This is a genomic window from Mucilaginibacter rubeus, from assembly GCF_014643835.1.
Classification (GTDB): Bacteria; Bacteroidota; Bacteroidia; order Sphingobacteriales; family Sphingobacteriaceae; genus Mucilaginibacter; species Mucilaginibacter rubeus.
Window position 1 is genome coordinate 776,170 of the sequence record NZ_BMKD01000001.1, and the last position, 23,713, is coordinate 799,882.

The window sequence follows — 23,713 nt, forward strand, 5'->3', positions numbered from 1 at the left end:
CTTCCTTATTACTTCTTATTACTTTTATTTACCCTCCCGATAATAATTGGGCCAGGCGGATAATGGAGGAAAATAAATGGATAAACATCCTTACAACCATTAATTACCGCGTTAAGATTTAATTGAATGTTAACCCAAACTGATGATATTTTGGATATAAATAGCGAACAATTGATCCCGCTACTGCTCTCGGGCGATGAGCCGACCTTTGAAAAGGTATATAAGCACTTCATCAGGCCGTTGCATGTGTACGCTATCTCTATTTTAAGAGATGAAGATACGGCGAAGGGGATGGTACAAAACGTTTTTATGCGGCTGTGGGAACGAAAGGAACGGCTGAATTTTACCGGCTCGATAAAGGCCTACTTGTATGGCGCGGTTTATAACGAATGCCTTAACAACCTCAGGCACCAGAAAGTAAAGGTTAATCACCAGCAGCACGTACTGTATATGACAAAGGATAAAGTTGATAGGGGCGCCGGTATGGAACTGCTTGACCTCAAGGAAAAATTACAACAGGCATTGAATGACCTTCCCGAAAAATGCCGCACAGTGTTTCAGTTGAGCAGGTTTGAGGATTTAAAATACCAGGAAATTGCTGATGAATTAGGCATCTCCATAAAAACGGTAGAAAACCAGATGGGCAAGGCCCTGAAAACATTACGGATCAAATTAGTTGATTACCTGCCGTTGATCATTTGGGTTATCAGCCGGGCTTTTAATATTATTTAACATGATGGACGATTTATTAACCAAATACATGCTGAACGAGACCACGCCGGTTGAGAATGAAACCATCAACCGCTGGCTTGGCGAAAATGACGATAACCGGAAATATTTCGATCATTTTAAACTGATCTGGGATACCAGCCGCGAACTTAAAATAGAAAGTAAGCTTGATCCCGAAGCTTCATGGGCCGAATTTAAACAGCTGGCGCAAAACAGGGATGAAGCACCGGCTACAATTAAATCTTTAAAACCGGTAAACCGCTGGCTTAAAATGGCTGCTATGTGGCTGGTGATATTGGGAAGTGCGGGGATCTTGTACACCGTATTCAAACCGGTCAAAGTCAATATGCTTACACTGCAAAGCGGCAAAATAGTACGCAAGGTTACGTTATCTGATGGGTCATCGATCACCATGAATAAAAACTCGGTGTTGAATTACCCGGACAGATTTACCGGCGGTACCAGGGAGATATCATTAAAGGGAGAAGCCTTTTTTGATGTGGCTCATGATAAATCAAAACCATTTATGATCCACGTAAATGATGTAGTTGTGAAGGTGGTAGGCACATCGTTCAATATCAAAACTACCGGCGCCAATACCGAGGTTATTGTTGAAACCGGCGTGGTGCAGGTAATTCAGCAGGAGATCATTGTAAAGCTAAAGCCGAAAGAGAAAGCATCGGTGCAGGGTGGTCGCCTGCAAAAAGGCAGCAGCCAGGATGAGCTATATAATTATTATCGTACCCAAAAGTTCGTAGCTAATAAAACACCACTGTGGCGGCTTGTGGATGTGCTTAATGAGGCCTACCATGCAAATATTGTGATAGATAATAAAAAGCTGGCTAACAGGACTATAACAACCACATTTAAAGCAGATTCACTTGACGGGATATTAGAGGTCATAAGCAAAACCCTGGGCGATGTTAAAGTGGTCAAAAAACCTCATCTCATCATAATCAAAAACTGATGGAAAAGAAACTAAGCATATTATTTTATATAATGCTCGTGTTGGCGGGCTGCCTGCTCATTACCAATGCGCTGGCGCAGGATAACCTGAACCGTACTGTAGCGCTCAATGTTAAACAAAAAAAGATAGCCGAGATCCTCACCATTATCGGCGAAAAAGGGAAGTTTTATTTCTCGTACAGCAATGATGTCATCAAAACCGATAGTGTGGTGAGCATAGTATCATCCGGGCAAACGATCAAAAACTTACTTGATGAGCTGTTTCATGGCAGGGTTGATTATAAGGAGTCGCCGGGATATATTATACTCCGGCCTACCCCGTACAGGTTAGCCCTTGTGCCTGATACCCTGGCCGGGCCAGGCAATGTTTATTACATCAGCGGGTACGTGTATGATGATATCACCGGTAAAAAACTTTACAATGCCAGTGTTTATGAAAAAAATTCGCTGGAATCAACCCTTACCGATCAGAACGGTTACTTCCAGCTCAAGATAAAAGCCAATGGTATGATTACACTTAATGTAAGTAAGGAGCTATATCGTGACACCAGTATCAATTTTTTAAATAATGTAAACGTATCCATAAAGTCACGCGAATATTATTACAGCGCCGATGCCGCAAATTCAAAATCAGACAGGAGCTGGCTGGGCAGAATGTTCCTTTCATCCGGCCAGAAAATACAGAACCTTAATTTAGGTGGATATCTTTCAACGGTTCCGGTACAAACCTCGCTTTTACCAAGTTTAGGAAGCCATGGTATGATGAGCGGGCAAATAGTCAATAACTTTTCGCTCAATATTTTAGGGGGATATAACGGTGGCGTTAATGGCGTTGAACTTGGCGGACTGTTTAATATCAACAAACAGGAAGTTAAATATGTACAGGCCGCCGGGCTCTTTAATATTGTTGGGGGTAACAGCAAAGGCGTTCAACTGGCCGGCATTAATAATAACGACCAGAAAAACATAGAAGGTATCCAGGCGGCTGGTATATATAATATGGTAAAAGACAGTCTTAAAGGCGTTCAGCTTGCCGGGATCTTTAACCACGTGAGCAATAGCAAAGGCATCCAGGCGGCAGGTATTTACAATTACACCCGGAAAAACAACAAAGGTTTTAGTATCGCAGGGATAGCCAATGTTACAGGCAACGAAGCAAGCGGAATACAGGTAGCAGGAATTTTTAATAAAGCCCGGGTGATAAAAGGCGTGTCATTTGCTATGGTAAATATTGCCGATACGCTTGATGGTTATGGCATCGGCTTATTGAATATTTCGCGTAATGGATATGCTAAAATTGAAGTGTACAGTAACGAGATCGCTACAACAAACATCGCCTTTAAATCGGGGAATGCTAAACTGTATTCCATCATATCAGGCGGCGTTAATTTTACAGATAAGCATGTTTATTATAGCACAGGTTTTGGCTTAGGTCACGATTTTATCTTCAATAACAATATGTCACTGTCAGCTGAAGGTTCGACTCACTTACTATTGGCAAAAGGATGGAAAAACCAAAATCAGATAAACCGGGTAAGCGCGTTGCTCAATTTCAGGGCAGGTTCAAAAGTTAGCTTCTTTGCAGGGCCGTCGTTTAATGTTTACACTAATTATGGCAATCATCCCGGAGACAGCGATATTCAGCAGATCATAAAAAACAAACCCGGTTTGATTGATTGGGGTAACCGCACAAAAGGTTGGATCGGTTGGTCGGCCGGTATCACGATATTGTAAGTGTGCTTTAATATGTCCAAATTTGTGCAAATCAATAATCACCTGATGAAAAAACTCCTTTATCTCATTTTGTTCTGCGCATCGTCAGCTTGTTTTGCCCAGGATTCGAATAAAGACGTAACTTTCTTAAACCCATCTACAGTTGGTAAGCCATTTGGCTATTCTCACGCTGTAATTGTTGATCTGGGTAAAAATAAAATGGTGATCATGTCGGGTCAGGTTGGTTTGGATCAGGCCGGCAAGCTTGCCGGCAAAGGTGATCTCGCGAGCCAAACTGAGCAGGTTTTTGCCAATATCAAAAACATTGTTGAGGCTGCAGGCGGGACCATGAATGATCTGGTTGAGTTGAACTACTATATCATAGACGCATCGCAGGTGCAGGTAGTTCGTAATATCAGGGATAGATATGTGAATACAAAGCAACCACCGGCAAGTACACTGGTGCAGGTAAGCAAGCTTTTCAGGGATGATATTTTAATTGAGATAAAAGCGACGGCTGTTATCAAAAAGAAGTGAGGTTAATATTAAGCCTACGAAGTTTTAAAAACTTCGCAGGCTGATTTACGTGTTACCATTTTTTATTGGCAACCCTTGCTGCCTTTACCTGTGCAGCAGTTACCGTATTTGCCTTATTGCCAAAGGCCATTAATTTAAAAAAAACCGACGACAGGTTTCCTTGTCGCCGGTTTTTATGCCTTGTTTATGCCTGTGAGGCAATACTTGTAAGTGAGATTATGAATAATAAAATGAGAGCTTTTTTCAGTCTGTTATTATTTTTTATAGGTGATTTTATAAATATTTCCAGCTACATCATCGGTAACGTAAAGTGAGCCATCCGGGCCTTGCGCCAAGCCGCATGGACGGTGGGCCGCAGCACCTGAAGCTGTATTAGCAGCAGAGCCAGAAAAGCCGTTGGCAAAAACTTCCCACTGACCATCGGGCTTGCCATCTTTAAATGGTTGAAATACCACGAAGTAACCAGCCTGCGGTTCAGGTGCGCGGTTCCATGAACCATGAAAAGCGATGAATGCACCATTTTTATATTTCGCGGGGAACTGATCGCCGGTATAAAATAACAGGCCGTTAGGGGCAAGGTGGCCCGGATAAGCAGCTGCGGGGTCGATAGCATCTTTTCCGCCTTCAATCTTGCCGTCGCCGCCATATTCAGGCATCAGCATTTTTTTATGTTGTTCCTGGTCGTAATACATATAAGGCCAGCCTGCATTATCTCCTTTTTTAAGCGCATACATACACTCGGCAGGTAATATGGCCGATTGTTTAGCAGTGAAATATTGTGGATAGAATTCAAAAAGCTGATCGCGGCCGTGCTGCATTACAAAAAGCTGGTTGTTTTGCTGATTCCAGGTGATACCTACAACATTACGCAGACCGGTAGCATAACGTACACCATCGCCATAATGCTGATTCAATTTATCCGCTTTAAACTGCCAGATGCCGCCGGCCGAATCTAAAATAGGGCAGCCCTTTTGGCCCGGAGAACCTTTTTTACGGTCTTCAACCTGGCAGGCATTTGAGTAAGCGCCAATGTTTACGTAAATGTTGCCATCGTTATCAAGCGTTATGGCCTTAGCTTCGTGCTCGTGGCGGCTAATAAGGCCGGTCACTATTTTTTCGGGCTGATCAGGATTGATCACCTCGCCCTTATCGTTCAGTTTATAACGAAAAACCTCTTCATCCGACGATGCATACAGGTATCCGTTTTTAATCGACATACCTGTGCCGCTATAAGCGCCAAAGCTGTTCTTTACGGTAGCCTTGCCGCCATCTTCGTGAAGCATTAATATCCCCTTGTTGTTTTTAACATTGGTAAGCTTTACATAGATGTCGCCTTGCGGTGTAATGGCAATATGGCGGGTACCACCAAGTTTTTCAGCAATAATACTGGCGCTAAAGCCTTCTGGAGTTTTAATACCCGCGTTTTCTGTTGATGGAGCAGGGGTAGAAGTGCTATCAGCAGTTTTCTTTGAGTCGCTATTACTTTTGCAGGCTGTAATAAACATAATACCTGCCATAGCAACTACAGGCAGTATGGAACGTAATAATTTGCGGTTTTTCATGGTAAAGATTAATGGTTATCAAATTAAGTAAATATACCGATAATCCTAAAATCTGTTTTGTAGTAATCAAGTGACACTTTATGGTTTATTTAACCATACCAATTAATAAAATTTGGCAGCAATAGATTGCGGTATTAATTGTTTGAAATAAAATTTGGTTAAATAGCTTGTGGGTAAAACATAGTATCAATCAACTAATGTTGTGACATATAATGCTGTGTTTGATTAAACCATTGCTGATAGATATCGTCCTAACTATATAAAATTTACAATTATGAAGAAGTTAGCCATATTATCAGCAATAGCAGCCGGAAGCTTATTTATCAGTAAAGCCAACGCCCAGGTATCTATACAATTTGGTATCAATATCCCTGCTCATCGTGTTTATGTACCGGCCCCTCCTCCGCCAGTAGTAGAAGAAGAGCCTGTTTATGATGATAACGTAAATGTTAGTGACGACGATGATTATTACTATTTACCGGAAGTAGAAGCTTACTATAATGTAGGTGCAGGATGCTACTACTACAATGACGGCAGCCGCTGGGTAAGCTGTGCTTATCTGCCAGGCGCTTACCGTGACTATAACTGGCGTACTGCTGTACGATACGAGGTAAGAGCGCCACGACCATACTTGCGTCACGATTTTTACAGGCAAAGGTGGGGCGGTTACATGGGCGACCGTGGTAACTGGGGTCACCGTTTTGACAGAAGGCCTGCAGGCGGCTATGCTTATCGCCCGGGTTGGGGTGGTGACCGTGGAAGCTGGGGCAGAAGACCTAATCCGTATGATAACCGTGGTAACTGGGGAAGTGGCAGAGATAATCATAACTGGGGCAACGGTAATCATGACCGTGGTAACTGGGGTAATGGAAACCAATCTGACAATGACAACCATGGTAACCATGGCGGATGGGGTAACGGACAGCCTAACAATGGCAACAATGATAACCATGGCGGTCATGACAATCGCGGCAACTGGGGTGGCCGACCATCAAACGGCGGCGGTTATGACAGGGGCAATGGTGGTGAGCGTTTTTCTCAAAATGGAAATTACGGCCGGGGCATGCGCAGGTTTTAATATTCTAACTCCCTATATATTAACTGGAAGGTCGCCTGTTATGGGCGATCTTTTTTGTTTATATATTGTTGTGCATTTTTGAGTTATCCTGCATGCATTAATTAATAAGTAATATAAACCATTTATTATCTACTAAACCTGTTTAGCATTACTATTTATATTATATATTTGGTTTTAAAATACTAAATCCTTGAAGAAGAAATTATCTATAGTTGACATTGCCAATAGCCTGAATATATCTAAAACTACGGTATCTTTTATCCTTAATGGTCGCGCGCAGGAAAAACGCATCAGCGATGAGTTGGTGAAGCGCGTACTTCAATATGTGAAAGAGGTTGGTTATAAACCCAATTCGTTAGCCAAAAGTTTACGCACCGGCAAATCAAATATCATCGGCTTGCTGGTGCAGGATATTTCCAATCATTTTTTTGCCACAATAGCCCGCCGCATAGAGGACCTTGCTTACCAAAACGGTTATAAGATCATTTACAGCAGTACAGATAACGATACGCAAAAAACGCGCGAACTGATAGCTATGTTTCGCGACAGGCATGTTGATGGGTACATTATTACCCCGCCCGATAATATTGAAGAGGATATCAGCGATTTGATCAAAGATGGTTTCCCTGTGGTACTTTTTGACCGCTACCTGCCTAAAGTAGCTACCGACTATGTAGTGGTTGATAACCTGTTCAGCACCTTTAACGCCACACAGTACCTTATTGATAAAGGACATAAAAATATAGCTTTTATAACTTACAGCTCTATCCAAACTCAAATGATAGAAAGGCTTGAAGGTTATGAAAAAGCCATGCACCAAAGCAAATTAAAACCCAATATAACCGAGGTCGATTTTCACACTACTGTTCAGGAACTGCTTAAGTTAATGACAAACTTCCTGGAAAAAAATAAAGATGTCGATGCCATTCTGTTCGCCAATAATCATTTGGGCAAATGCGGCTTGAAGGCCATCCGTAAGGCAGGTAAAAATATACCGGGTGATATTGCTTTGATCGCGTTTGACGATTACGAACTTTTTGAATTGTATACCCCAGCTGTTACCGCTATAGCTCAGCCAATTGACGAAATAGCCGACAACGTGATCAAGCTGCTGATGGAAAGGCTTAACGCTGCTGTCCCCGAAGAAAAAAATCAACACATAACATTAGCAACCGAACTAATTATCAGGGATTCATCAAACTAATGAACTATTTTGCAGAATGAATTCAGGGTGATGATGCACCACGTCCTGAACGATTGATTATTTCAATTCATCTTTCAATATAGCCCAAACATTATTGGCTACAATCTTTGCACCCTGAGCGGTAGGGTGGATGCCATCGCCCTGGTTAAGTGAGGGTACGCCTCCAACGCCTTGCAATAAAAAGGGGACAAGGGCCATATTGTTTTTTTTAGCCAGATGGGGAAAAACGTTTTTAAACTTAGCGGTATAATCGGCGCCCATGTTCGGCGGTACCTGCATGCCCAGCAAAACAAGTTTAGCATCAGGATATTTGGCTTTTACCTTATCTACTATGGACTGAAGATTTTTGGCGGTTTCGCTTACCGGGATGCCACGAAGGCCATCGTTGGCGCCAAGCTCTAATACAAAAACGTCTACTTTTTGCTTTAACAGCCAGTCTATGCGGCCATTGCCGCCTGCGGTAGTTTCGCCGCTTAGTCCGGCATTTATTACTTTATACGGTAATTTTAATGAATCAACCCGGCGACTGATAACGCCGGGAAATGCATCTGCAGGATCATCGAGGCCGTACCCGGCAGTGAGGCTATCACCAAAAAACAAAACAATTTTCTTTGATGCCGAATCGGTTTTGACATTTTCTGTGGCAGCTTGCGCCTGATCATTGTTTGATGATTTAGCACCATCGCCGCAACCTGCCATTGTGAGGGCCGCAAGCAAGATACCGCTTAATGTAACTTTGTTCATATAAAATAAATACAATGCGCTCAGGCGTTTGTTCTTAAAATCTCAAGCGGCGGTTTGTTTAATACCCCACGGCTATTCAGTAAGCCAATAACAACCGTCAGCAAACTTACTATTAAAAATAGCACAAGTGCTGGTAATATATTCACACTGTATGGTATTTCAAAACTATATTTTGCCAGGAAATAAGTACCCGCAAAAGCTATCAGGATTCCGGTTAAGGCCGACAGGCTGCCCAAAAACCAATACTCCAACGCTGTTATAGTGAATATTTGTTTACGGCTTGCACCAAGCGTACGCAATAAAACACTTTCCTGGATGCGCTGATATTTGCTGATCCGCACAGATGCTATTAGTACCACAATACCTGTTATAATACTGAACGCGCTCATGAAACGTATAACGTAGCTGATTTTACTTAACAGCTCATCAACAACACTTAAAATTAGCCCCAGATCAATTATCGAAACGTTAGGATAAGCCCTTACTACAACCTGCTGAAAAGCTGCTGATACCTTGTTTGATGGCACGTGTGTCATCAACACATGAAATTGCGGTGCACCCTCAAGTATTCCCTTCGGAAAAACCACCTGAAAATTGGTTTGTACCTTACCCCAGTTAACCTTGCGGATACTGGCAACATATGCCGGCATTTGTACGCCCTGCACATTAAATACTATTTTGTCGCCAATTTTAAGGTTGCCCCGTTTAGAGAGGTTTTCTTCAACAGATACCGGGATTTCTTTTGAAGGATCGGCTTTGCCAATCCATTTGCCATCCAGCAATTTCTCTGATGATGTTAACGAATCTCTGAACGTTACACGGTACTCCCAGGTAAACACACCATGCTGTATTTTAATAGTAGTGTCTTTTGCAAGGTCGGCGGCCGTTTTACCGTTGATTTGTTCAATACGCATCGTAACAATAGGCACTTGTTGCAGCACAGGAAGTCCCTGTTGCTTTGTTAACTGAACAACCCCTTTTTCCTGGCTGCTCTGAATATCAAACAATATCATGTTTGATTGATTGCCGCTTGTAGAAAGATTGACTTGCTGTACCAATAATGTCTGCACAAAATAAAGTGTACAAATAAACATGGTACTTAAACCAATGGATACGATAAGAATAATGGTTTGATTATTGGGGCGGTATAAATTCGCAAATCCCTGTCTCCATAAGTAGCTCCATGAGCCTTTTACTATTGCTTTTGTGATACGCATTAATAGCCAGGCTGTTGCCGTAAGGATCATAAAGGCAATCAGGATTCCTAACGTAAACAGGATACTGCCAATGATGCTGTCTAATTGTAAATATGTAAATGCTATCACAAATACCAGTATCAGCAAATACACGAGCCAACGCAAAGGATCACGCCTGTTGCCACTTTCATCAAACGAGATACGAAGCGTATTGAGCGGCGAGATATTGCGAACGGAGATTAAAGGTAGTAAAGCAAATAGTATAGAGATAATCACACCCAGTAAAATACCCTGGCCAATAGCCATCCACGAAATTTGTACGGAAATGGTAAACGGTAAAAAGTCCTTAAATACAATGGGGAGTAAATGTTGAACAGCGGTACCCAATATAGCCCCGGTAACAGAACCGATAATCCCGATGCCTACAATTTGTATCAGGTAAATCAAAAATGCTTCGGATGATTTAACACCAAGACAACGCATAATAGCTATCGATGCAATTTTTTCTTTTACATAAATATGGATTGCGCTGGCTACACCAACGCAACCTAATAATAAGGCTACAAAACCAACCAGCGATAAAAAACGGCTTAGATCACCGAAGGCTCGCCCCGTATTGTCTTTTTTTGTTTCGATGGTTTCAAAGCGCATCCCTGCCTTGTCAAGCATAGGATCGATCTTTTTCCCGATCTTATCTACATTAACCGACGAATTAAACTTATAATAAAAACTATAATTAACCCGGCTGCCAATTTTTACAAGCCCGGTTTGCTCCAGGTATTGCATGGGGATATAAACTACGGGGGCAATACCCGCCATTACACCGCTTTGGCCTGGTGCTTTATTCAGGATACCGGCAATCTGGAAGTTGAGGTTACCTACTTTCACAGAATCACCCACTTTAGCATTAAACTGTAGCATCAGGGTTTTATCAACCAACGCCATTCTGCCTTTCTTGAAGGTAAGTCCGGCTACCTCGGGTGTGGTTTCTAAAGTGCCGTAGTAGGGGAAATCTCCGTGTAAAGCCCTGATCTGCACCAACCGGGTACCATTGGTGCGCGGAAAATAAGCCATGGACGCAAAGCTTCGTTCCTGTGAGCGGTCGTCGCCTAATGAATCGAGCATATGCTTTAATTTATCGTCGACCGGTTTGTTGCCGGAAATAGATAAGTCGGCACCAATCAGCGTAGCGGCCTGATCGTTCACATCATTCTGTACATTGTATTTGAACGAATAAATAGCCACCAGCGCAGCAATCCCAAATACGATGGCCGATATAAAAAGGAACAGCCTTGACCGGTTGCGCCGGCTATCGCGCCAGGCCATCCGAAACAGCCAGGGGATATTTATTTTTCTTTTGAAATCAATAGCAGTATTATCCATTAGCTTATCCGTTAATGGTTTTTTCGTCGGCAATCAGTTTGCCGCCTTTGATCCTGATGATGCGCTGGGTTTTGGCTGCCAACTCAAGATCATGGGTCACCACTACAAGTGTAGTACCCGCTTCCTTATTCAGGTCGAAAATGAGTTTGATCACCTTGTCACTGGTTTCTGCATCGAGGTTTCCCGTAGGCTCGTCGGCAAAGAGGATCCGGGGGGCATTTGAAAAAGCACGAGCCAATGATACACGTTGCTGTTCACCACCCGAAAGCTGGAGCGGGTAATGATGTCCGCGCTCTGATAAGCCCACTTTATCTAAAAGATCCCAAGCCCTTGCTTTGATGTTTTTTTCGCCTCTAAGCTCAAGTGGCACCATGACGTTTTCGAGCGCAGTAAGTGTAGGTAGCAACTGGAAATTCTGGAATATGAAACCTACATGCTGATTCCGCACTTGTGCACGCTGATCTTCAGTAAGCTTATTAAGGTTAATACCATTAAGCTCAACAGTGCCTGAAGTTGAGCGGTCGAGCCCGGCACAAAGGCCAAGCAGGGTGGTTTTTCCGCTGCCTGATGGCCCAACTATAGCATTGGTTGAACCTGCCGCCACCGAAAAATTTATTTGATCGAGCACGGTGAGCGTACGACCGGCACTTTGGTATGTTTTACTTAAATCAGAGATATTGAGGATATTGTCCACAGATGTTTTTTTATGGTATAGATACAAAAAAGCCGGGGTTGTTACCACGCCCGGCCATTGAATGTCCAAGTATTATGCCATCTTTACTTTTAGCTGACATTGAGTTTAAAGGCGGCTTTTCAAGCTGTCTCTTAGTTTATTTTCCCATTCGTCTTTTAAAATACTCAGCACAATCGAGTCACGGCGGCTGCCATTGGCAAGAGGCGTATGATTTCGCAAAACGCCTTCAACTGTACAACCAATGCTTTTCATGGCAGCTATGCTTCGCTCGTTTCGAGCATCGGCCCTGAATTCCACACGCTCTATTCCCAGTTGGTCAAAAGCCAATTGAAGCAGCAAAAATTTACAATGTTTATTAAGTCCCGTACCCCTGAACTTTTCGCCATACCAGGTATAGCCTAACTGTAAGGTTTGATAGGCAGGCTGAATATCATAGAAACGGGTACTGCCTGCATACCCGCCGCTTGCTTTATCAAAAATTATAAAAGGATATTCCCTACCTGTAGTGCGGCCATTAGCAGCTGCTTTAATATAAGCTCGCATGCCATCCTCGCCGGCAGCACTTGTGAGTGAGTAATTCCAGGTGTCGGGTTCATTGATGGCAAAAGGGAGCAGGTGGTCAAGGTCAGTTTCCTGCAAGGGGCGTAATAGTACCCTGTCGTCTTCTAAAACATAGCTTGCTTCGGGGTGGAATGCAGTGCTCATCGTCAATTGTTGTTACTGGTACTGAAGTTAAGCTTTATCTGCCATTGCAAGCTCATACATCTGGTCAAAAGGTTTATTTTTTAGTTCGATGGCAACAGCCGAGTTCCGCTGCTCACAATATTTTAGCATTTCATAGCAATCGGTTAAAATATCATCATCGATACCTTTAAAAGTCATTTCCACCACTTTTCCAGAGATCTTATAATATTCGTCAAGAGCCGCAATACCCTTCTCGGTTATTTTGATCAGCTTAGCCCGTTTGTCATCGGGGGAGGTTCGTTCATCTATCTTGTTTTCCCGGATGAGCCGGTTAATGACTTCCATGCCGGTTGTTGTTTCGGCAAACATATAGTTGATCAGGTCGCTTTTTCTTACCTCCCCAAGGTGAAGTAAACCATTTAGGTAATAGAAACTTTCGGCAGGAGGGATGCCGATGTGGTTAACTGCCGACCGGAAATAAAGTGAATAAGCGCTCAGGATGCGGCCGAGGGTTTTAAGCAAGTATGCGCCGTTCATGATGCGCTCACCTTTTTTGCCGGCTTGTTTAGGCTTTGGGCGTTGCTTTTGCAGGTAGTATCTGCAAAATGCTTCTACAGTAGGTTGTTCGCTTACTTCTTCAAAAACAGTCCATTCTTCAACTAATTGCACTATTGGTTTCATTTTATTCCGGTTTAGGTGTAAAATTATAAATTTATTTCTAAAATGTTTTAATTATTCCCAAATAGAAATATATTTGTCAAACTATATCGAAATAGAAATATATGGAAAATAAGAATGGCTTACCGTTCCGTTCTGATTTATTTCGATAATTTTAGATTGAAATAAAAATGTTTTGCAGGTTCAGTCGTCAACTATAATAAAAGCGCGATTTGATACCCGCAAAAGAGAATTATAAATCAAGATCACTATGCAACCTGATCCTACAAAAAAAACAAACAATAAACCTCCCGGCGTATTTAGTTTGCTGAAACCATATAAAGGGCTTGTGGCGCTGTTACTGTTATTTGCTTTACTGGGCAACGCCATGAACCTTTGGCTGCCTAAAATTATAGCTAACGGTATTGATGCCTACTCCAATCATCATTTTGTGATAAACGAGGTTATGGCCAAATTTCTGACGGCGACAATTGTGGTATTTTTGTTTGCAGGCTTACAGGCAATTGTGCAAATATATGCATCTGAAAAAGTAGCGCGTGATCTCAGGCAGCAACTGGCTGATAAAATATCCCGCCAAACCCATGCTTTTATCGAGCAGGCAAACCCTTCAAAACTGTTAACCAACCTTACTTCGGATATCGATTCGATCAAACTATTCGTATCGCAGGCTTTGGTTTCTATTGTATCGTCGCTATTTATCATTATTGGCTGCAGTGTTATGCTGCTCACCATTAACTGGAAACTTGCGCTGGTTGTGATCACTATTATTCCCATCATTGGCGGTACTTTTTTTTACGTTTTGAAAAACGTGCGCGCGTTGTTTATGAAAAGCCGCGGCGTTATCGACCAGCTTAATAAAGTAATTAATGAGAGCATACTCGGCGCAGCACTCATCAGGGTGATCAACTCGCAGCAGTTGGAATACAATAAATTCCTGGCCGCCAATACCGAAGCAAAGGATTACGGTTTAAAGATCCTTGGTTTTTTTGCCGGGCTCATTCCTATTGTAACGTTTACCGCTAACATGGCAGCATTTACTATTTTGGTAATGGGCGGGCATTTCGTAATCAGCGGCAGCATGACCCTGGGTAGTTTCGCGGCTTTCAACAGCTACCTGTCGTTATTGATATTCCCGATATTCATTTTAGGTTTCATGAGCAACCTGATAGCCCAGGCTACGGCTTCATTTACGAGGATCAGCATGGTTTTGAATGCGCCGGATGTTACCGACGGTGGCCCGTTGAAGGATACTTTGCGCGGCGATGTGGAACTGAGGAACGTTACAATAAGCTACGGCCAAAAATCGGCGCTGAAAAACATCTCATTTAAAGTTAAGGCAGGTTCAAAGATCGCCATCATCGGGCCTACATCTGCCGGTAAAACGCAATTATTGTACCTGCTCACCGGCTTGATCAATGCTACCGAAGGTGAAGTGTTGTTTGACGGCAAAGCCCTTGCCGAATATGACAGTGAAACCTTTCACCGGCAGGTTGGCTTTGTTTTTCAGGATAGCATTATCTTTAATATGAGCATTCGTGAAAATATCGCTTTCAGCGATACGGTGACTGATGAATCGCTTCAAAAAGCGATTGAAACAGCCGAGTTAAGTACGTTTATCGATAACCTGCCCGACAAATTGAGCACTATTGTTTCTGAACGGGGCTCAAGCCTTTCGGGCGGACAAAAGCAACGCATTATGCTTGCCCGGGCACTTGCAGTTAATCCAAAGGTTTTGCTGCTTGATGATTTTACTGCCAGGGTTGATAACAATACCGAAAGGAAGATCCTGGCAAATATTCAAAAGAACTATCCGGGTTTAACACTGATATCGGTAACCCAAAAGATTGCCTCTGTTGAACATTACGACCAGATCATTTTGCTGATGCAAGGCGAAATAGTAGCCAGCGGCGTGCATGATGAGCTGATGAAAACCAGTCCGGATTATGTACAGATCTTTAATTCACAGCAAAGCACCAGCAATTACGAACAGGGTGTTAGCCATTAAACATAAAGTTAGCGCCTGAAAAATATTGATTATAATGAACTACGATCTTAACCAATTAGGTAAAAATCAGCCAAAAACTTCTACGCTGGCCGGGTTAAAAAAGCTGCTGCAGCTGATAGCTCATGAAAAGCGTACGCTCATCATTGCTTTTTTTGCCATCCTTGTTAACTCCACACTTAACCTGCTTGGGCCGCTTATTATCGGTCATACCATTGACAAATATGTGCAGCACAAGGATTTTAGCGGGGTTTTACATAATGCGGCTATTTTATTTTGTATGTACCTGGTAGCTTTATTTACCAGCTATAAGCAAACCACGCTGATGGGAGGGGTGGGGCAAAGGATGTTGTTTACCTTGCGCAATTCTATCTTTAATAAGTTACAGCAATTGCCGGTAGCCTTTTTTAATCAGAACAAGGCCGGCGACCTGATATCGAGGGTTAACAACGATACCGATAAGCTTAATCAATTCTTTTCCCAGTCATTGATGCAGTTTATCGGCAATATCTCTATTATGATCGGCGCCGGTATTTTTTTGCTGGCTATCAATATTGAGCTGGGAGCGGCTGCTTTATCTCCGGCCTTGGTCATTCTGTTTTTAACGCTGGTATTATCACCATGGATAAAAAGGAAAAATGCAGCAAATTTGAAAAGTACAGGTGCATTGAGCGGTGAGATCCAGGAGAGCATTAATAATTTTAAAGTGATCATCGCTTTTAACCGGCGCGATTATTTCAGGAAGCGTTTTGACATAGCTAACAATCAAAACTATAAAACAGCTATCGGATCGGGCCTGGCTAACAACGTGTTTGTGCCGGTATATGGTTTATTTGCCAGTATGGCCCAGCTTACCGTCCTGTGCTTTGGTATCTACCTGATCAGTAAAGGTATGTTCTCTATCGGGTTGCTGGTGAGCTACTTATCATATGCTACCAATTTTTATAACCCGTTAAGGCAATTAGCTGCTTTATGGACAAACTTTCAGCTGGCGATGGCGGGCTGGGACAGGATCTCGCAGATCTTATCCCTTGAAACCGATTTACCCGTGCTGCAGGCAGGCATTAACGAACCAGATGCTGCTTTATTAGAGTTCAGACATGTGCACTTTAGTTATGATGAAAGCCGGGAGATCCTCCATAATATCTGCTTTAAATTAGAGCGTGGCAAAACCTATGCCTTGGTTGGCCCCACAGGTGGCGGCAAAACAACAACGGCTTCATTAATAGCACGTTTGTATGACCCTACTAAAGGGTTGGTGTTACTTGGCGGGAAAGATATCAGGAGTTTTACGGCCGAGGAACGCAGCCGAAAAATAGGCTTTATTTTACAGGAGCCGTTCCTGTTTACAGGCACGGTAAGAGATAATATCCTTTATGGCAACGAGCTTTTTCAAGATCATACCAACGAAGAAATGGAACAGGTGATCAGGGATGCCAACCTGGGCAGCCTGCTGGCAATTTTTGAAGAAGGGTTGGACACCAAAGTTCTATCAGGCGGCGACAGCATTAGCTTGGGCCAGAAGCAGCTTATTGCCTTTATGCGGGCTGTTTTACGCAACCCGGAAATTTTGATACTGGATGAGGCAACAGCCAACATTGATACCATTACCGAAAAATTGCTGAGCGACATTTTGGATAACCTGCCAAAAACTACTACAAGGGTAATAATAGCACATCGTTTAAATACGATTGAAAATGCTGATGAGATCTTTTTTGTAAACTCGGGTGAGGTGATCAGGGCTGGATCATTTGATGACGCTATGGATTTATTGTTGCAAGGAAAGAGGGTAAGCTGATCTTTCTTGGGATATGGATATGCGGTATCATGGTTTTGCCTTGTTTTTTATCCGGACTTGATAAATCGTTTTAAATTTTGGAGATAAATTGCCGGTATATAAAATAGTTGTCCGATCAACACTAAATAATTGCTAAATTATTTTTACAATTGCATATAAACTTAACCTAAGTTATGCATAAGTACAGCGGCGAAACGCGCATTTTAGTTGCAACAGATTGTATCATATTTGGATTCGACGGGGCAAATATTAAGTTATTGCTTGTTCAGCGTGGCCTTGAGCCCGAAAAACACAAGTGGAGCCTGATAGGTGGTTTTATAAAACCAACCGAATCACCCGAAGACGCTGCAAACCGTGTGCTTGAATTGCGCACCGGGCTTAAGAATGTGTATATGGAGCAGTTCCAGGTATTCGGTAAACCGGAACGTGACCCGGTAGAAAGGACCCTTTCCGTTGCTTATTTCGCGCTTATCGACATCCATAAATATGAGGCCCAACTAAGTGAAGAATATCACCCCGAATGGTTTTTACTGGATGAGATGCCCGATTTGATCTTTGACCATAATGAAATGGTGCGCCTCGCTAAAAGACAACTGCGCTATAAAGCCGCGCTTCACCCGATTTTATTTCAATTGCTTCCGGAAAAGTTCACCATTCCGCAATTACAGGCCCTTTATGAAGGAGTTTATCAAACCAAGTTTGATGACAGGAACTTTAGCCGTAAGCTGCTTTCAACAGGTTTGCTTGTAAAGCTCCCTGAAAAGGATAAGCTTTCATCAAAAAAAGGTGCATTTTACTACAAACTTGATCAGTCACATTACGAGGAAAATTTTGAAAAGTTCCTGAACCTGGTGCCCAACCCTGATAAGTTTTTTTAACATGCAGGACAAATGCGTTTTAATATTTTAGTGACAACGCCTTGTTGTTTATATAGCTGACGAGATGATGTCGGTTAGCTATTAGCATCAAATGACCCTTGTTTTATGACCTGATGCGGGTTAAATTCGTCGGGGTCTTATCAGCATGCTTTTACCAATGGCAGGCAACATTCGAATGTATGGGACTACTCAGAAAATCTGTTTAGTGTTAACCCTGTAAAATATAAATAATTGATTATTAGGTATTTGAATGCTTGGTATTTAAAATGTGTTAAGTCGTGTTAACCCCTGTTAGTTGCGTGTGTCCGGTTTTAACATGTGTTTTTTATTATCATCCGGACCTGCTGGTGGGGTTTTATAGATAGCCATGTTGCTGACACTGTTAACACGGAGATAGTTCCCAAAACCATTGCCAAACGATGGCAACACGACGATCAGAAATACACCATCCAAAATGCTCTTGAAGTTTATGATCCGCGGAAAAGCAACTTGAGCTTAGTTATAAATTAAACGCAGCTAATTATAAAATTGACCGGGCAAATAACGGCATGGTTATTTTATATAATCATATACCGTATCAATTAAAGGTTTTTGTATTTTTAAAGGGTTAGTTTAATACTATCAAACCAATTCAACTAAACACTTTTGAGCAAGATAATTTTTTTGCGGTCGTTAAGCCTCTCTTTTATTTTCATATGCATTGCTATTTGCACTAACGCGCAAGGTTCAAACCAGGGTACGGAGTTTTATACTGCATATATTGATCACGTTGATGGTGCAGCAGGCAGTCCTACCGCGTTGGGCAGGGGTAGTCAGATGGACCTTTACATAACTGCCGACGTAAATACCACTGTAACAGTTGAAGTTGCAGATGGTAGCTTTTCAAGTACCTACCAGGTTAAGGCGAAGGATATATTAACGGTAGCTATTCCCCCCGAAGCCTTTGTAGGAAACCAGGGGCAGTTTTTAAAGGGGATTCATATCAAGTCGTTAAAACCTATTGCAGTTTACGCGCATATTTTTGCAGAGAATGTATCGGGCGCAACGCTTCTGCTGCCCGTCAATACGCTCGGTAAAGATTACCTCTCCATTAACTATAAACAAATATCAAACTCAAACAACGGTACGAAAAATACTGAAGGCGTACCCTCATATTCAACCTTTGCGGTAATAGCTACAGAAGATAATACCACGGTTGAAATAACACCCTCGCAACCACTGCTAAACGGGATCCCTGCAAACCAACCATTTACCGTAAATTTAAAAAAAGGCGAAGTATACCAGGGATTATCAGCTACTGACCTTACCGGTACCCGCATCCACTCAATTGTGAGCGCTGCCGGGGCCTGTAAAAAAATCGCTGTTTTCTCAGGCAGCTCAAAAATAAGCATAGGGTGCCAGGGCGATAAGGGATCATCAGATAACCTCTTTCAGCAGGTTTATCCTTTAGCAGTTTGGGGTAAGAACTATGTGACCGCACCTTTAAAAGGGCGCTATTATGATATCTTAAGAATAGTGCTTAGTTCGCCCGATACAAAAGTTACAGTAAACGGTGCCGCGCCAACGGGAGGGCTAAACAATGGTTTGTATTACGAGTTTACATCAACTACGACTAATGTTATCACTGCCGATAAACCAATCCAGGTAGTGCAATATGCGGTAACCCAGGGCGAAGGTTTAAATTGCCAGTTTATTCAAGGTGATACAGGTGATCCTGAAATGATCTATCTGACCCCGATTGAACAAACACTCGATCACGTTACGCTAAACTCAACCGGAAACTATAGGATCCTGAATAATTTTATTAATGTTATTATTAAAACAACTGCAGTGCCAACGTTTTCACTCGATGGAGAACCTTATACCCAGTTTTCTCCTGTGCCGAACAGTATTTACTCCTATGCACAAATCAGTGTAAACGCAGGCGTGCACAATATCAAAGCTTCAGACGGGTTCAACGCAATTGCCTATGGGTTTGGCAAAACGGAATCATACGGTTATGCTGCAGGCACCAACCTTAAAAACCTGAATGAGTTCATTGCCTTATTAAATCTTTCGGATAAGTCGGTACAGGCCAATGGCTGCGTCGATACTCATTATAAACTGCAGCTTACGCTGCCATTTCAAACCAATAAAATAAGCTGGGATTTTAAGGATGGCAGTGCTGCTGTTGTTGTAGACAACCCAATACCAACCGGTTCAATCATAAAGGATTCGAAGGTGCTTTATACTTATGAATGTCCGGTAGATAAAACCTATATCGACGGTGATTATAGTGTAGTGGCGACTGTATTTAACCCTATTGCAGATGAATGCGGATCGAACGAAGATATAGAGTTTGATTTTAATATATCATTGCCACCGGTTGTAAAGTTCAATTTTGCAAATACCTGTTTTGGCAGCGATGTTCAATTCACCGACCAGTCAACCTCAGGTACACGGCAAATTAAAACATGGCGATGGGACTTTGGCGATGGGTTAACTGATGTTGTGCAAAACCCTGTACACAAATATGCCCAACCCGGTTATTACCTGGTTAAACTTTTTGTTACCAATGAAAATGGATGCGGCGCTGCATCTGATCCAATAAAGATCCATATATCAAAACCACCTCTTGCATCTTTTAGCTATTCGTCGCCGAGCTGTACAGGTCAGGATGTTACATTTACGGATAAGTCCACATCTGCCGAAGGAAGTATCATTAGCTGGCAATGGGACTTTGGTGATGGCACACCGGTTGAAATTCTTAAAAGCAAGAACCCATTTAACCATACATTTAGTGAACCGGGAGATTATTTAGTTAAGCTAACCGTCACAAATGATAATGGTTGTACAAGTAATATAGCCCCGCTGCCTGTTAAAGTTTATCCTGTGCCGGTAGTGGATTTTTTATTGCCCGATGCCTGTGAAGATGACTTTGTTCAGTTTACTGATCGAAGCACAATTGCTGATGCCACAGAAGCTGAATTTACCTACGATTGGAATTTTGGTGACCCTAATGCAACACCAGCTAACCCGAATATTTCCCACGGGAAAAACCCGAAGCACAAGTTTTTAGCCGGCAACTATCAGGTTACACTTAAGGTTACTTCAAAAAATGGATGCTCTTTTACATCGGCTTCAAAGTCATTAACAATTAACGGTAGCAAACCAAAAGCTAAAGTAATTATTAAGGATCCGGCTGGTTTGTGCAGCGCTCAGGAAGTATTTTTTGAAAACCAATCCTCGGTTAATTTCGGCGAGATTACCCGGCTGGAGGTTACTTATGACATCAACGACCCATCAACTACGATAGTTTATGACCATCCGGTATATGGAATGCAACTCAGGCATAAATACCCTTTATTTACATCAGGATCGCGGCAGGTTACCTTGCGAGTAATTGCATATTCGGGTACATCATGCTCTGATGTCGCAGAAATCCCGGTTAATTTAAAAGCATCGCCTGTCGTCATCTTTGATCAGGCGCCGGTTTTTTGTATCGAATCGGAGCCCAAAAAATTGTTGCCAAAACCTCAGGGCCCTGTTGGCTCCGGTGTGTTTTCAGGAACAGGGATTAGTACAGATGGTGTGTTTAACCCTGCTGTTTCGGGCGTCGGCGAATTTGATATCATGTACATTTATACCACCCGGGACGCGTGCGCTGATACAGTTATGCAGCAGGTTAAGGTAGATGCATCGCCTGTTGTAACGTTGGGGCCGGATTTTACTATGCTTGAAGGCACAAAGCGTGTTTTAAAACCCATAGTAAACGATAATAACTTAAGTTATAAATGGACACCAGCAACAGGCCTTGATCATGATAATGTGGCTAATCCTGTTGCAAGTCCGTCGCAGGATATTACCTATCAGGTAGTGGTTACATCGGCACATGGATGCCAGGCTATGGCCAGCGTATCGGTAAAGGTTTTAAAGTTTTTAGTCGTTCCCAATGTGTTTACGCCTAATGGAGATGGGGTAAATGACATTTGGAATGTTAAATATTTAGAAAGTTATCCAAATAATAAGGTTGACGTATACAACCGATTCGGAGAAAAGGTATATTCGTCAATTGGTTATAGTATACCCTGGGATGGGAAATACAAAGGCTCATATTTGCCTCCCGGGACTTATTATTATATTATTGATCCGAAAAATGGCCGGGAGGTTATTGCAGGTAATGTGACCATTATCAGATAAAATGAAGCGAATTTTATATACTCTACTTATTATTGCCGTAACAATTCAATTAGCAAAAGCACAGCAACGGCCGCAGTACACTCAATACGTATTCAATAATTACCTTTTAAATCCTGCGTTAAGCGGTATTGAAAACTATACCGATGTAAAACTGGGTTATCGCAGCCAATGGACAGGGCTTGAAGGCGCGCCGGTAACATCCTATTTTTCAGTAAACGCGCCTATAGGTAACCGGTTTTTACAGGGCGATGCTACTGCATTTCCTGCGGGTGGAGGTTTAAACCCATCAAGCAGGTCATATACACAAAATTACATGGCTGCGGAGCCGCATCATGGCGTGGGCTTAATGGTGGTGTCTGATAAAACAGGCCCGATAACACAAACCAATATTGACGCTACTTACGCTTATCACCTCGGCCTCACCGAAACATTGAATTTAGCGGTAGGGGTGTCTGCCGGAGTAAGTCATAATATTATTGACAAAAGTAAACTCACTTATGTTGACCAAAATGACCCAACCATTAATAGCATCGCGGGCGCGCAGTGGAAACCTGATTTGGGAGTAGGCGTATGGGCTTATTCATCTAATTATTTTTTTGGTGCGTCGGTACAGCAAATCCTTCCGCAAAATTTATATGTAACTACTTCGACAACTGCTGTACAAAACAAAACGGTACCCCATTATTTTGTGACCGGCGGCGTTAAGCTTTTCGTATCTGATGATATTACGCTTATGCCTTCAGCCTTGTTGAAATTTATAGCACCGGTTCCGGTAACTTTTGATGTGAACATGAAAATGTCATTTAAAGACAGGTTCTGGATTGGTGGTTCATACCGCCGCAATGATTCATACGCGGCATTGGTTGGATTTAACCTGAGTTCGCTTATTAATGTTGGCTACTCATACGATTTTACAACATCTGCCCTAAATACGGTGAGTCATGGTTCGCATGAAATTGTGTTAGGCATCCTGCTTAATAATCGATATAAAGTAACTTGCCCTCAGCATACTTTTTAATTTTAAAAAGCGTTTTTAATATACTGGCGGATAAACTGCCGTATCGTTCGAGATTAGTCCGAATCAAGCTCTGTAATCCGGTTCGGCTCGCGAAGGCGCAATTATGCCATGCTGCATAACATTTATAAACTATTTTGAAGCTTCCTAATAATTACAACTATAATAGTTTTAATTTACGATATTTAATTTCTTAAAAGGATAAAAAATAAAACAATACAATTGTTTCGTAGGTTTATTAAATAACAACTAAAATTAAAACCTATGAATACCAATAATGAAAACTGGGGAAACCAGGATAATGATCGTAATGATTTTGAAAACAACACCAACTCATTTTCTGTGAATGGTGATGAAGCCTATCCAAACCGTGATCTTGAAAACGATGATGATGATCTGGATGAGGTAGACGATATAGTAGACTATGATGAACAGCCTGAAGTAGAAAAACCCGAAGACGAACAGGTGGGTACCCATAGTCAATCGGAGATTGACCAGCCCAACAGAAGCGCCGACACCTCATTTAGCGAGCAAACAGATGTAACACCGCCGAATAAAAAGGAATTTCCATCGGTAGGCCCCGCTAAAACTGATTTTGAGAGCCGCCCGCAAGGACGCACCACCGGCAGGATGGTTGGTCATGAACCAGGAACTGAAGGAATTTAGTAAAAGG

Annotated in this window: 18 protein-coding genes; 12 read left to right on the top strand and 6 right to left on the bottom strand. The window is 42.3% G+C overall.

The window, feature by feature from the left end:
• Window positions 1-126: 126 nt before the first annotated feature.
• From IEX80_RS03075 to IEX80_RS03090, 4 genes are read left to right on the top strand one after another with little or no spacing between them, the layout of a single operon-like run.
• A complete protein-coding gene (locus tag IEX80_RS03075) occupies window positions 127-732 on the top strand; it encodes an RNA polymerase sigma-70 factor (protein WP_090525458.1) in 606 nt (201 codons plus the stop codon).
• A 1-nt stretch (window position 733) separates the two neighbouring features.
• On the top strand, window positions 734-1,696 hold the full coding sequence (locus IEX80_RS03080; RefSeq protein ID WP_188831885.1) for a FecR family protein: 963 nt from the start codon (window positions 734-736) through the stop codon (window positions 1,694-1,696).
• The gene (locus IEX80_RS03085) at window positions 1,696-3,429 is read left to right on the top strand and encodes a carboxypeptidase-like regulatory domain-containing protein (protein WP_090525462.1); all 1,734 of its coding nucleotides are present in this window, start codon (window positions 1,696-1,698) and stop codon (window positions 3,427-3,429) included. Before IEX80_RS03080 ends, IEX80_RS03085 begins: the two co-directional genes overlap by 1 nt.
• Window positions 3,430-3,474: 45 nt before the next feature.
• Window positions 3,475-3,945, top strand: a complete 471-nt coding sequence (locus tag IEX80_RS03090) for a RidA family protein (RefSeq protein WP_090526214.1) — start codon at window positions 3,475-3,477, stop codon at window positions 3,943-3,945.
• A 254-nt stretch (window positions 3,946-4,199) separates the two neighbouring features.
• Here IEX80_RS03090 and IEX80_RS03095 read toward each other — a convergent pair whose 3' ends face one another.
• On the bottom strand, window positions 4,200-5,507 hold the full coding sequence (locus IEX80_RS03095; protein ID WP_229701496.1) for a PQQ-dependent sugar dehydrogenase: 1,308 nt from the start codon (window positions 5,505-5,507) through the stop codon (window positions 4,200-4,202).
• Window positions 5,508-5,781: 274 nt separating this feature from the next.
• Here IEX80_RS03095 and IEX80_RS03100 point away from each other — a divergent pair, with 274 nt between their 5' ends.
• Window positions 5,782-6,585: a hypothetical protein gene (locus IEX80_RS03100; protein ID WP_188831886.1), complete on the top strand. Its 804-nt coding sequence runs from the start codon at window positions 5,782-5,784 to the stop codon at window positions 6,583-6,585.
• A 190-nt stretch (window positions 6,586-6,775) separates the two neighbouring features.
• The gene (locus tag IEX80_RS03105; protein ID WP_090525468.1) at window positions 6,776-7,789 is read left to right on the top strand and encodes a LacI family DNA-binding transcriptional regulator; all 1,014 of its coding nucleotides are present in this window, start codon (window positions 6,776-6,778) and stop codon (window positions 7,787-7,789) included.
• Window positions 7,790-7,846: 57 nt separating this feature from the next.
• Here the strand turns inward: IEX80_RS03105 and IEX80_RS03110 are convergent, their stop codons facing one another.
• The 5 genes from IEX80_RS03110 to IEX80_RS03130 form a co-directional block, all read right to left on the bottom strand.
• Window positions 7,847-8,533, bottom strand: coding sequence for an arylesterase (locus IEX80_RS03110; RefSeq protein WP_176624578.1), 687 nt, complete (start codon window positions 8,531-8,533; stop codon window positions 7,847-7,849).
• A 20-nt stretch (window positions 8,534-8,553) separates the two neighbouring features.
• Window positions 8,554-11,112 (bottom strand): ABC transporter permease, encoded by a 2,559-nt coding sequence (locus IEX80_RS03115; RefSeq protein ID WP_218117143.1) that lies wholly within the window; start codon window positions 11,110-11,112, stop codon window positions 8,554-8,556.
• Between the two features lie 4 nt (window positions 11,113-11,116).
• Complete coding sequence (locus IEX80_RS03120) at window positions 11,117-11,806, bottom strand: ABC transporter ATP-binding protein (protein ID WP_176624580.1); 690 nt, start codon at window positions 11,804-11,806, stop codon at window positions 11,117-11,119.
• 105 nt (window positions 11,807-11,911) lie between these two features.
• A complete protein-coding gene (locus IEX80_RS03125) occupies window positions 11,912-12,511 on the bottom strand; it encodes a GNAT family N-acetyltransferase (protein ID WP_188831887.1) in 600 nt (199 codons plus the stop codon).
• Window positions 12,512-12,538: 27 nt separating this feature from the next.
• Window positions 12,539-13,171: a MarR family winged helix-turn-helix transcriptional regulator gene (locus tag IEX80_RS03130; protein WP_188831888.1), complete on the bottom strand. Its 633-nt coding sequence runs from the start codon at window positions 13,169-13,171 to the stop codon at window positions 12,539-12,541.
• 247 nt (window positions 13,172-13,418) lie between these two features.
• Between IEX80_RS03130 and IEX80_RS03135 the strand changes: the two genes are divergently transcribed.
• From IEX80_RS03135 to IEX80_RS03160, 6 genes are all read left to right on the top strand, one after another.
• Window positions 13,419-15,173 carry an ABC transporter ATP-binding protein gene (locus IEX80_RS03135; protein WP_090525478.1) on the top strand — a complete coding sequence of 585 codons (1,755 nt, stop codon included), beginning with the start codon at window positions 13,419-13,421 and terminating at the stop codon, window positions 15,171-15,173.
• Between the two features lie 34 nt (window positions 15,174-15,207).
• Window positions 15,208-16,968 carry an ABC transporter ATP-binding protein gene (locus IEX80_RS03140; RefSeq protein WP_176624584.1) on the top strand — a complete coding sequence of 587 codons (1,761 nt, stop codon included), beginning with the start codon at window positions 15,208-15,210 and terminating at the stop codon, window positions 16,966-16,968.
• A 173-nt stretch (window positions 16,969-17,141) separates the two neighbouring features.
• Entirely contained in the window at window positions 17,142-17,846 is a 705-nt protein-coding gene (locus tag IEX80_RS03145) for an NUDIX hydrolase (protein WP_090525482.1), read from the top strand.
• A 645-nt stretch (window positions 17,847-18,491) separates the two neighbouring features.
• Entirely contained in the window at window positions 18,492-22,025 is a 3,534-nt protein-coding gene (locus IEX80_RS03150; RefSeq protein ID WP_188831889.1) for a PKD domain-containing protein, read from the top strand.
• 1 nt (window position 22,026) lies between these two features.
• Window positions 22,027-23,043, top strand: a complete 1,017-nt coding sequence (locus IEX80_RS03155; RefSeq protein WP_090525486.1) for a PorP/SprF family type IX secretion system membrane protein — start codon at window positions 22,027-22,029, stop codon at window positions 23,041-23,043.
• Between the two features lie 261 nt (window positions 23,044-23,304).
• A complete protein-coding gene (locus tag IEX80_RS03160) occupies window positions 23,305-23,706 on the top strand; it encodes a hypothetical protein (RefSeq protein ID WP_090525488.1) in 402 nt (133 codons plus the stop codon).
• The last annotated feature ends 7 nt before the right edge of the window (window positions 23,707-23,713 follow it).

Coding starts and splice junctions, on each gene's coding strand:
- IEX80_RS03075 (WP_090525458.1), top strand. CDS start 127: ATGTTAACCCAAACTGATGATATTTTGGATATAAATAGCGAACAATTG.
- IEX80_RS03080 (WP_188831885.1), top strand. CDS start 734: ATGATGGACGATTTATTAACCAAATACATGCTGAACGAGACCACGCCG.
- IEX80_RS03085 (WP_090525462.1), top strand. CDS start 1,696: ATGGAAAAGAAACTAAGCATATTATTTTATATAATGCTCGTGTTGGCG.
- IEX80_RS03090 (WP_090526214.1), top strand. CDS start 3,475: ATGAAAAAACTCCTTTATCTCATTTTGTTCTGCGCATCGTCAGCTTGT.
- IEX80_RS03095 (WP_229701496.1), bottom strand. CDS start 5,507: ATGAAAAACCGCAAATTATTACGTTCCATACTGCCTGTAGTTGCTATG.
- IEX80_RS03100 (WP_188831886.1), top strand. CDS start 5,782: ATGAAGAAGTTAGCCATATTATCAGCAATAGCAGCCGGAAGCTTATTT.
- IEX80_RS03110 (WP_176624578.1), bottom strand. CDS start 8,533: ATGAACAAAGTTACATTAAGCGGTATCTTGCTTGCGGCCCTCACAATG.
- IEX80_RS03115 (WP_218117143.1), bottom strand. CDS start 11,112: ATGGATAATACTGCTATTGATTTCAAAAGAAAAATAAATATCCCCTGG.
- IEX80_RS03125 (WP_188831887.1), bottom strand. CDS start 12,511: ATGAGCACTGCATTCCACCCCGAAGCAAGCTATGTTTTAGAAGACGAC.
- IEX80_RS03130 (WP_188831888.1), bottom strand. CDS start 13,171: ATGAAACCAATAGTGCAATTAGTTGAAGAATGGACTGTTTTTGAAGAA.
- IEX80_RS03135 (WP_090525478.1), top strand. CDS start 13,419: ATGCAACCTGATCCTACAAAAAAAACAAACAATAAACCTCCCGGCGTA.
- IEX80_RS03140 (WP_176624584.1), top strand. CDS start 15,208: ATGAACTACGATCTTAACCAATTAGGTAAAAATCAGCCAAAAACTTCT.
- IEX80_RS03145 (WP_090525482.1), top strand. CDS start 17,142: ATGCATAAGTACAGCGGCGAAACGCGCATTTTAGTTGCAACAGATTGT.
- IEX80_RS03155 (WP_090525486.1), top strand. CDS start 22,027: ATGAAGCGAATTTTATATACTCTACTTATTATTGCCGTAACAATTCAA.
- IEX80_RS03160 (WP_090525488.1), top strand. CDS start 23,305: ATGAATACCAATAATGAAAACTGGGGAAACCAGGATAATGATCGTAAT.